This is a genomic window from Olivibacter sp. CPCC 100613, from assembly GCF_036959255.1.
Taxonomy (GTDB): Bacteria; Bacteroidota; Bacteroidia; order Sphingobacteriales; family Sphingobacteriaceae; genus Olivibacter.
Window position 1 is genome coordinate 259,730 of sequence record NZ_JAWMTI010000006.1, and the last position, 11,609, is coordinate 271,338.

The window sequence follows — 11,609 nt, forward strand, 5'->3', positions numbered from 1 at the left end:
GCTGATTTAAAAGCCTACATTAATTCCTGCCGTAAACACGCGCGCATTGACCGGCACATTCTGATCCTTTCCTGAATTAATAGAATTCCCATTAATGGATATCTCAGGGTCAGAACCACTGTAACCGGTTACGGTAAAGAGGTTCGTAGCTTGCGCATAAATCCGTAGCGACGACAGGTAGTTTCGTAGGGAGGATTTTCCCAAAGGTATTCGGTAACCGATCATCAGATTTTTTAGTTTGGCAAAGCTGCCATCCTCTACATTGGATGATATTGTTGTGGAAAATCCGTTTGAAAAGCTGTCACCCCAAACCAATTTGGGAACGTCTGTCACTTGGCCGGGTTCTGTCCAGCGATCTTTTATAAACACACCATTGTTGAAATAGCGTTGATCGGAGATGGTAGCCTTGGTACCATTGTGCAGCTTGTTTCCGCCCGAGAAAATGATCCCGATGCTGAGATCGAAATTTTTATAAGAAAAGTTATTGTTCAGACCGCCGTAATATGTCGGCAATGAATTCCCCAAAATACGGCCATCTGCGTAGTTGTCAATACGCGGAGCAACGCTTCCATCCAAGTAACTGAAGCTCTTATTGATAGCATCGTACTGTACCTTTTCGTCATTCCGATTAATGAAAACTCGGTTTCCGTTTTGAGGGTTTACCCCATCAGTTGGAACGGCAAAGATAGAACCAGCCGAATAACCTACCCTTGTTACATTTTGGATACCGAACGTGCTCAGTGAAGTTGGGTAAATATCACCTCCATCTCCAAGTGAAGTCACCCTATTTTTTAACGTGGAAATATTAAAATCCACATTCCATTTAAACGCTTCTTTCTGTATCAGTGCCGCGTTGATAGCAAATTCGAACCCTTGGTTGTACAGGCTTCCCACGTTGGCTGTGATCGCGTTACCTGGAATACCTTGTGATGAAGCCTGCGGTGCGCTGAGAATCAATCCATCGATGTCGTTCTTGTAATAATCTACTGACAAGTTTAAACGATGATTCAGCAAGGCTATTTCCAAGCCTATATCCAATTTCTTGCTGGATTCCCATTGCAGATTACGATTACCCGCCTGCGAAAAATTAAGCGACGGGAAGCCGGCATAGGTACCGGCATCGTAAATGGAGAGCGCAGCATAATCATTCAAACTGCTGTTTCCCACAACACCGTAGCTACCCCTAACCTTCAGCGCGTTTATAGTGCTAACAACAGCAGATTGCTTAAAGAACTCTTCTTCAGAGATGTTCCAGCCCACCGATCCTCCTCCAAAGTTTCCCCATTTGTTTCCCTTAGCCAGAGCGGACAGGCCGTCGCGGCGTAAGTTTACACTTAGCAGGTATTTGCCGGCATAGTCATAGTTTATATTCGTAAAGTAGGATAGAATCGCATGTTCGCTCTGTATATTATTAGCCGGTGTGATATTGGTCCAGCCGCCTTGGTAGCTTGTAAAAAACGGATCAGACATACCGCTTCTTGTCGCGCCCCATCCGTCAACGGAGGTTTTTATAATTTCATGTCCTAATAAAACGCTGAGATGGTGCTCCTCACCGAAATTCGTTGCATAAGAAAGTGTATTGGTCCAACTAGCTCTTTGATACTTCGTTGTACCGTTAGTAGCAGATCCTTTAGTTACAAAGCCATCGCCACTGAGTGGATTTCGAAAGCTGGTATTCTCCACCTGCAGATGGTTAAGTCCATAAAGCGTTTTCAATTTCAGGTTTTCCAATAGCGATAATTCAGCAAACACGCTTCCAACGAAAGAATTGCTTTCAGATCGATTCTTGTCGAGATCAAGAATCGTTTGTAAGTTGTATGCGTTGAACACGCCCAGCGAAGGGTTGTTAGGTCCATAGCCGATGTTACCGTTTGCTGCATTAATATTATAAGAACCGTCTTCAAGGTATACCGGTACATTGGGGGGAAGAATATAGGTAAGTCGTCCCAATGGCTGAAGGCCGATGTATTGGGTATTTACACTCGTACCTGTAGAAGCGGCAACCGAATTGGGACCAATAGCGCCTGTATTTGGCCCACTGTTCACCGAATTGTTATAAGTAGCATTCACTCCGACTGTCAAAAGCTTATTAAGCTCGTGTTCCAGATTAAGTCGTACACCTTTCTGGGTGAAGTTATTTGTTCGGATAATACCGTTCTGATCGGTAAAATTGGTAGCAAGGTAATAATTGGTAGCTGAAGTGGCGCCCGAAATACCGAAGTTATGATTATGCGAAACCCCCGTGTGATAAGCCACATCATACCAGTCTGTTTCGATGTTTTTCCCATTCTTATCCTGACCGAGGACAAAACCTTCCGACAGACCGGCATTAGTTCTCGCTTCGTTTTTAATCGCCACATAATCTGCGGCATTAAGCAGCTCGGGCAAGTTGAAAGGCCGGCTGAAACTTACCCATCCATCGTAGGTTGCCTTTGCATTACCGGGCTTACCTTTTTTGGTCGTAATGACGACCACACCGTTGGCTGCGCGCGAACCGTAAATAGCAGTTGCGGAAGCATCTTTGAGTACATCCACCGTCTCAATATCGGAAGGATTTATTCCAGCCAATGGGTTGTTGCCCACATCACCGCCTGCCGATCCCGTAAACACGGTTACACCGTCCACAATAATAAGCGGGTACACAGAGGACGTGATCGAGTTTATACCTCTTATTCTAAAGACCGGAGTTGCATTCAGTGCCCCGCTAGGTTGAACGATATTTACGCCTGCAGCCTGACCACCAAGGAGTTGGTCGAATGATTGAGCAGGCCGGTTTTCCAATGCAGTGGCCTTTACCTGAGAGGCAGAACCGGTATAAAGCTGTTTGCTTTGCGACGAATAGCCTGTTATTACCACGTCACTTAGCTGATTGAGCAGCGGTTCCAGTACAATTTCAATAGGTAGTTCAGAAACAATGACGATCTTTGGTTTATAACCGATATAGTTGACCACGAGTGTTGCCGGAAGTTTCTGTCCGGTCACAAAATTGAAATTCCCTTCCTCATCTGTCGTTACACGATGCGTTACCCCTTCAAGTTGTACCGATGCACCGGGTAAAGCCGTCCGGCTTATCGAATCGATGACCTTTCCATAGATAGTTGCATTGACAATTGGCTTGGTCTGAATTTGGCCGTAGGATGGAGCGAAGAAAAAAAGAATAAGAACCGGAAAAGCAAATTTCCAGCCTTTTGCAAGTTTTTGCATATATTTACCGTAAGTTGATTAATAACTGAATGGGCGTCCAACGCCAATTGATGGCCCATTTATTAATTGCTATAAAGGAAGTGCGATTTGCACTTCCTTTTGTTGTTTCTCAACAACAACATCGCTTGTAAACGGAATATGATATGCAGTTAAACCGAAGCCGGAGCAACTGCGTTCCCCGGCCTGAAGATGTTCGTACATTTGTTTTCATCAGATTCTTAAAGTTAGTTGACAAACAAATATAACGAGATTTTTCATATAAACTACTAAATCTATAGATTTTATCACTGATATTAAATTACATGATTTTGAGGTTATTTTTCAATTAATAACGCAACAAGGATCTCTACGTATATACTTTCTTGAAGGCTTATACTATCATAGTTAAGATTTTCTAATGAATTACAAGCTAGAAACCCCTATCACTCAAAGGGTCCATTTACATTAATCTTTATCGCGTCGCGGGATTTTCCGGGCATGACTTTTCGTATACCTTTTTGCGGAAGTGGGCGGCCGCTTTCTCTATCGTACCAGTCTGGGGTTAGATTATCCGGCAAATCATCGCCGGTCTCCTTTTGCCATTGCTTCAAGATGCTCCGTAAATGATCAATCTGTTGTACGTAATTTTTGTCCGCGATAAGATTTGATTGCTGCAAAGGGTCCTTCCGATTGTCGTAAAACTCCTCACGTGGTCGTGGTCGAAGGAACATATCCGCTTGATAAGCATTTAGCTCCTTGCGGTTGGCTCGTAACACGGCTGCTGAAGCACTATTGAACACATCTAATGGCCCCCCATTATCCAAATAAGATCGCTCGTTCACTATATAGAGAAAGTCTTTAGTGCGAACAGCACGCTCATATGCCTCGTAATCATGCCAGTTGTGCTCTGTAAAAATATACGTTCTAAAGTCCTCATCAGGATGATTCAGCAAAGAAGAAAAACTACGTCCTTGAAAACTCGTTACAGGCCCCACTCCGGCCAGTTCCAATAAAGTCGGTGCAATATCAATACTACTTACCAGCGCATCTGCAGAACATCCTTTATGCGCTATACCATGAGGCCAACTAATCAAAAAAGGCTCCAGCGTACCTCTATCCAGAAGGCGTGTTTTACTTCCGGGAAAAGCGCGTCCGTTATCCGCCATAAAAATCACGATGGTATTATCTAGTATCCCTTGCTCTTTTAATTCTTGTCTGATTTCGCCAACATATGCATCGAGTCTCGATATTTCGTTATAATACAACGCAAGGTCTTCCCTCGTTTTTTTGGTATCAAGCAGGGTTGGCGGAACACGAACCTCCTCTGGTCTGTAAACCTTTTCAAATGCAGCATCTGCAGACCATGTACGATGCGCATCATAAGCCGCCAGCCAAAACATAAAGGGTTTATTCTTCGGTCTATTGCGCAATAATTCTAGCCACTGTTCCTCACCTCCCTCGCCGTTTTGAACGCGGTCCACTAACAAAGTATCATAAGCCCTTGCCGTATTTTTGCCTTCATGCCATTTTCCGGCAAGTGCCGTGTAATATCCTACATGCCGTAATAGCTCAGGGAAGTAAATCAGATCTGCAGGTAACTCCGTACTCAACTCAGCCGCTCCGGTGTTATGTGGGTAACGACTCGTCAAAATACTACTTCTACTTGGACTGCAGGAACTCGATGTGACATACATATGTGTAAACCGTAAACCCTCATTTGCAATTGCATCGATATGAGGCGTTTTTATATGGCTATTCCCATAACAACCGATATCCTCCTGACTAATATCGTCAGCAATGATAAAAATGATATTTGGCTTTTCCGGAGGTGTTTGGCACTTGCCGATACAGACAAAAATGCTTAAGAGGGCGCTAACCAAGATGATTTTTTTCATAAATGTTTATTTTTCAATTAAAAACTCGACCAAGGCCATGTGATTTTCGAATTATCTAAATTCTTGCATAGAAACTGTAGGAAATCCGATTAACTCTTTAAAGAAACAGAACGAGGAATAACCAATAAGCGTCAGTAACCTGGATTTTGCGCATACAATCCTTCCTTCACCGACAGCTCCTCGGCGGGCAGGGGATAGATCAATGCATTGGCGTCGATGGTCTGTATATTTGACAGATCATCCGTTACTTTCCAATTATTGATGGTCTCCACCGCCTTACCAAAACGGATCAGATCGTTCCAACGTAGCCCCTCGCCTACGAATTCTCTCCGGCGTTCCTCTAATAAAATATCTTCATCGAGAGCCGTAAGCGCCGGTACACCGGCTCGGATACGAACCTGATTTACTAATTCCAGTGCTTCCTGTGCAGTTCCTCCAGTTCCATGTAAAATACATTCGGCCTTCATCAGTAAAACATCGGTGTAGCGCAGCACAATAAAATTAATAGGCCAATCTCTGCCGTTCAGTCCTCTTTTATCGATATCTATATACTTTTGTATAAAGGGGCTTTTATAACTTAATCGAATAGAAAACTCTTCGCGCGCATCTTGGCTATCAGCTCCACCATGCTGATAGGCCTGGCGAAGACCATTAGACACCTGAAAGCTACTCGACCCATAGCCGTTTCCATAAGCGTTGGAAAGTTTCTGATCTGTCCAGAAAGCAACAGGTGCCAGATGGCTGGGAAAGGAGGCGCCGTTTGTACTGCTCATAAATTGCACATCAAAAATCACCTCCTTATTGTTTTCGTTTTCATAATTGAAGATATCAGCATACGTTTCCAGCAAGCTAAACTGATCCGAGGCAATTACGTCATTAAATAAAGCAAGTGCTTTATCATATTCATTGCTATCCAAACCAGGGCCCAAAATACCGTAGGAAGCTCCCGAACGGGTCAGATAAACCAGCCCCAACAAGGCCTTTGCCGCATTGGATGTCACCCTCCCTAGATTGGAGGCATCATAACTTGTGGGCAGGTTTTCACCGGCAAAGGTGAGATCCTCTATAATCAATGGATAAACCGCTTCCGGATTACTACGCGGAACCGTTGTCACTTCCTCGGCCGATAACGGTTCGCTAATCAGCGGCACCGGACCAAACAAACGAATAAGCTGAAAATAGTAAAAGGCCCTCAGGAAGCGGGTCTCCCCTTCTAGCCGCGAACGCAATGCGACGTCCGTAATGACATCCCCCTTCGTTTTTAATGCGTCCAGCGTGCTGTTTGCGTTGAATATTCCATTAAAGTTATCACGCCATGCGTTTAATACAAATCCCGTAGTAGTTATCGACGGCAAAAAATCATTTACACCCTGCCAATCACGATTGCCATCATGAATAGCGTTGATATTATCGCTACGCATTTCTCCTAACCATAACACCTGGCTCGGATAAGATGTCAGCTTACTGTACACACCGTTTACTGCTTGCAAAAAATCGTTGGTATTACTATAAAAGCTCGATTCGGTAAGATCAGAGATCGGTTGTTGATCCAATTGTTTATCACAGGACGTCAGCAGCAAAGAGAAAAAAAAGATTACAGCAAGCTTAAACCGGTCCATAACTCGTTTATTCAATGTTTTCATGAAATTTGTATTAAAATGTAATATTTATACCCAACGACGCCGTTTTACTCAACGGCATCGCTCCATAATCAGCCGCCAACGGATAGCTACCGTTCCCGCTTACATTGGTATTTTGCGCTTCCGGATTGACGCCGCCGGTATATTTATCATGGCCGAAAAAATTTTGAAGAGAAGCATATATTCTTGCACTGCTGAATACACCCTTTTTTACCAAGGCATTCAGCTTATAACCCAAGGTGATATTTTGTATTCGCCAAAAATCACTCGAATAAATCCAATCTGAAGTTACTGCAGGAACGGTATAATTAGCACCGAATTTCCCTCTCGGGGCTTCGTAATTCGGACTATCTGCGGTCCAACGATCTCTCCAGATACCCAGCACATTTGCAGTGGTAGAGCCCGAAAAATCCAGTGCCCTACCCAAAAAGGACATGATAGCGCCACCTTGTTGGCCATAGATCTGCACACTCAGGTCAAAATTTTTATAGCTGATGGTATTGGTAATACTCCATGTGTACTTAGGTGTTGGCTGCCCTCCCACTTGGCGATCGTCCGCATTGATCACACCATCGCCATTCGCATCCACATATTTTGGATCACCTGCTGTTTGGTTTCTCACTTTGGCAACATTGGGATTATCAATATCGGCCTGTGTTAAAATACCATCGGTTTTGGTGATGTAATAACTGAACATAAGCAGGCCAGGTTGTAGGATAAAAGGCGGATTACTACCGCTATAAGCGGAAGCGATATAAATCGGTGAACCGTCTTGGTTCAGCGACAGTACTTTATTGCTGTTAAAAGCGATATTAGCACTGGTCGACCAGGTAAACGCACCTTTGACTATGTTGACGGAATTGATGCCGATTTCCAACCCTTTATTCTGCACTTCTCCTATATTCTGCAAGCTACTGCTAAATCCACTGGCTCCTAGCACGGGCAAATTCAGCAGGAGATCCTTATTTCGCTTTTGATAAACATCTACGACCAGCGAGAGTCTTCCCCCCCAAAGGGATGCGTCCAAACCAGCATCATAGGTATTAGCGGTTTCCCATTTCAATGCAGCATTGGCCAAACCCGCCAATACCTGCCCACTGGCAGCAATAGGCGTATTGCCTCCGAAATTATAAGCTGATTGCGTGAATACCGGTATCGCATTGTAGTTTCCTATATTATTATTTCCCGATTTTCCATAACTGAACCGAAGTTTCAAATCACTGATCACCGACGAGGATTTCAGGAAATCTTCTTCCGAAATACGCCATCCTACAGAAGCAGATGGAAATGCTCCCCATTGGCTTTGTGATCCGAATTTCGAAGAGGCGTCGCGGCGAATCGATGCCGACAAGAGGTACTTTCCTTCATAATCATATTGAACGCGACCGAAATAAGAAAACAGTGTATTCGTATTTTCTGTTGTATTTCCATTTACCGTAACCCCTGTGTTATTAGGTATGGCGTTATTGATGGTCTCGATGATATTGTTTGCGTATCCTCCTGCCGTGCTCAACCCGAAATTATCATTGTGTACCCAGTTATATGAAATACCTGCCAGCACATTCAGGTTATGGACATTGTTGAAAGTATGTATATAATTCAAGGTATTTTCATTGACAAAGTTTTGACGACGGAAGCCATTGTAAGAGCCACTGGCATTTTTCCCGGGATTGCTGATCCGATCTGCCGCCCCACCCACAGCTACATAATCAGAAACATAAGCCTTAGTCGTCTGGTTAATGTCATCATAATTTACTGTCGTTTTAGCCTTTAGATTTGGCAAAATCTCATATTCGGCATAGATGGAAGACAGGATACGGGTGCGCTTGGTGAGTCCGATCGTATTGTTTAATACCGCAACCGGACTCGCTAAACGAGCTGTAGCCCACCCATAGTTTGAATAAGGCCCAGCATTGGTTTCCAATCCCGCATCAGCCTCAACCACCGGCGTCAAAGTTGCCGCGTTCATGAGAACATTATCCTTTCCTTCTGCCCCCGGATTATTGGTTTCGCTGTAGGACGGGTTCAAATTCAGCCCAAATCTCCATTTATTTTTAGCCCGTGCCTCTAAGTTGGCCCTCGCTCCAAAATTCCGAAAGCTACTATTCAGTAGATTCCCTTTTTGATTCAAGTAATTCCCCGAAACAAAATAATTGAGATGATCCGTTCCACCGCTAGCTGATAAATCGTAATTTTGATATAGCCCTGTCCGGTAGATCTCCTCCTGCCAATCCACCAAACGAAGTCCTGGATAGCCAGTCTGCAACCATCGATCATCCGGCATGTAAGTCACGTTGTATTCACCTTCCCCCAAACCGAGAATTGCCCGACGTTCGTCATTTGTCTGATTAGCCGTCCTTCCTGTTCCGGAGCGCACCCAGTTGGTATTAGCCACCTCCGTGGCCATTTCAATCCACTCTTCGGGAGAAAGCACATCTAACTTTTTCGCAACGTTGCTAAAACCTGTATTAGCGTTCAATGTAATTTTTGCCTGCCCGTTCTTTCCTCTTTTGGTTGTGATCAAAACAACGCCATTAGCGGCCCTTGAACCGTATATGGCTCCTGCCGCCGCGTCTTTTAAGACCTGAACGCTTTCAATGTCGTTAGGTGAAATACTATTAAGCGGATTAACACCGAAACCTCCTGCCGCATTCTGACTGGAAACGTCCAGCGGAAATCCGTCAATTACATATAAAGGTTCATTCCCTGCATTAACAGAGCCGGCCCCTCTGACCAGAATGCTTAATCCGGATCCGGGCATTCCCGTTTGCTGCCTTACCTGAACACCGGGCATTTGACCGATCAATGCTTCTTCTACCCGAGCAATAGGCCTTTCCTGAACTGTTTTAGCGTCAAACGATGAAATCGCCCCTAAAACCGATGCCTTTTTCTGCTCACCATAACCCACTACCACGACTTCATTCAGCGCAGCCATGTCTTCTGTCAAGATAACTCGTAATATAGACCGCTCCTGAACAGCCACCTCCAACGTGGTGTACCCTACTCCGGAAAACAGTAAAGTAGCATTCGCAGCAACGGGTATCGTAAATTTACCTTCCGCGTCGGTGCTGGTGGCCTCTCGACCACTTTTGACTTTTATACTGATGGAAGGAAGCGGTTCACCATGTACAGAAACAACGGTACCTTGTACCGGTCGATGTTGCGCAAATAGTACCGATGAGTAGAAAATTAAGATTCCTTGTAATATGAATCCTAAAAATAATTGTTTAATACACATTTATTTGAAATTTAAGACGTATTCAAGCCAGGTAAGACTCCGGCAATTTATTTATTAAGTAAATGAAATATTTGGGGATAGTTTAACCGACAGATTTACCATTAAAATTGTGCAATTTCACTCTGTCTTCCTTCTACCAACGGATATCTCTTTTCTACTTTTTTCAACAATACCCGAATAGCATCACCATATTGGTTCGTTCCGATCAAAGCAACTTTCCCGGGCTCAGGCAGTTCATACCGCAAAATCATACGTTCTGATTGATGATTCTTATTCTTATTCTGCAATTTCAGCACCTTTCTAACGGTATCTGCTTCATAAAAGAAATAACTTCTGTTTCCGGCCATCCCCCCTACTTCCCATCGGGTTACCCCCAAATCTCTATTCCGGCTACTCTTAAATAATTCATCTGAATCCTGCGTATCTACCTGATTGAGCTCCTTATTTGTCTTATCACCTTTTACACGCAGCGGTGAATAACCGATCATCCGATCAACCAAAGCAGTACGTTTTGTTTTAAAACTTAGCGTAGACCATTCTTCAAAAATTACGTCCTGCCAGCGTAGGGAGTCATCCGGATTATAGGCAATCGGCTCGCCATTCTTTTCAAATAAAGTCACCTCATAGTAGCCTTTAAGTCCTGCAATCCCCGGCGTACTTGGCAAATTATAATTGTTCCCATAAAAAAAACCATAGCCCCAGAAGGAAGCGGCCAATGGCACAAATATGAAAATAGAACCCCATTTTAACGTTAATCGCAGGCCTTTTTGCCAACCTTTAGAAAAAGCCGGATAGTAACGCTGAAGTAACACGTCTTCTTCCTTTACCAAAAGTTTCCATATTCTTGGCAAATCATTCCAGGCAACAAAGACACCCAAAATAGTAAAATAAGCGGCAGGCACTGCAACGCCTGCATCAAATGCATGATTAGCCAATACAATATTAAAACAAACAACAGCCGCCAATGCACCGCCCAACGAAGCCGTTTTTCGATAAAGCAATAAAAGTCCGGGTATAATTTCTGCAAAGCCCAAGAAAACCGTATACCAAAATGATACGCCCACATGCGACCAGTAAAGCTTCTTCTCCGCCATGTCAATAAAAGGTGTATTGAGCATACCAACTGTGGGGTATACCATCTGCATAGGAAAAGCCTTTTTTAATCCCCATCCTACCATACCAAAGGCCAAACGGTAACGAACGATCACGCTGACCCAGTAATATAATTTATCGTATACCTTAGATTTTTTATCAAAAAAAGTCCATACGAAACCGATCACTATAGATACCAAAAACAGAAGTACCAGATTCACATAATTCAATATACCGAACACTCCCTCCTCCGATTCTATCAGCACCAACTGCGGAGGCCAGAAAGCGACCACACTCTGGAAGTCGTGATACGTGAGTTTATCCAATTTTAAGTTAAAAAGATGAGCGTAAAAATTATAATAAGAAGGAATGCATAACAGAAACAGGTAAACACCTACGATCCGGAAGATCGTTTTTTGCGCGAAGGTCCAATTTTGCGCTAGCGCGGGTTGCATCTCACGGCTATTTTCGTGATGAGGTGTCACATCATGTACTGGTACATTCGGCTTCGGCTCTTTATCTATATTTAAATTAGCCATTTTTTTCAGTATTAAATGTTTA

General features: G+C 43.8%; 5 protein-coding genes. All 5 read right to left on the reverse strand.

Annotated elements, in window-relative coordinates; genetic code table 11:
• Positions 1-6: 6 nt before the first annotated feature.
• The gene (locus RYH73_RS19245; RefSeq protein ID WP_335315102.1) at positions 7-3,204 is read right to left on the reverse strand and encodes a SusC/RagA family TonB-linked outer membrane protein; all 3,198 of its coding nucleotides are present in this window, start codon (positions 3,202-3,204) and stop codon (positions 7-9) included.
• A gap of 422 nt (positions 3,205-3,626) precedes the next feature.
• Positions 3,627-5,078, reverse strand: coding sequence for a sulfatase family protein (locus RYH73_RS19250; RefSeq protein ID WP_335315103.1), 1,452 nt, complete (start codon positions 5,076-5,078; stop codon positions 3,627-3,629).
• Between the two features lie 131 nt (positions 5,079-5,209).
• Positions 5,210-6,721 carry a RagB/SusD family nutrient uptake outer membrane protein gene (locus tag RYH73_RS19255; protein ID WP_335315104.1) on the reverse strand — a complete coding sequence of 504 codons (1,512 nt, stop codon included), beginning with the start codon at positions 6,719-6,721 and terminating at the stop codon, positions 5,210-5,212.
• A gap of 10 nt (positions 6,722-6,731) precedes the next feature.
• Positions 6,732-9,956 carry a SusC/RagA family TonB-linked outer membrane protein gene (locus RYH73_RS19260; protein WP_335315105.1) on the reverse strand — a complete coding sequence of 1,075 codons (3,225 nt, stop codon included), beginning with the start codon at positions 9,954-9,956 and terminating at the stop codon, positions 6,732-6,734.
• A 101-nt stretch (positions 9,957-10,057) separates the two neighbouring features.
• Positions 10,058-11,587 carry a hypothetical protein gene (locus RYH73_RS19265; RefSeq protein ID WP_335315106.1) on the reverse strand — a complete coding sequence of 510 codons (1,530 nt, stop codon included), beginning with the start codon at positions 11,585-11,587 and terminating at the stop codon, positions 10,058-10,060.
• Between the last annotated feature and the right edge of the window lie 22 nt (positions 11,588-11,609).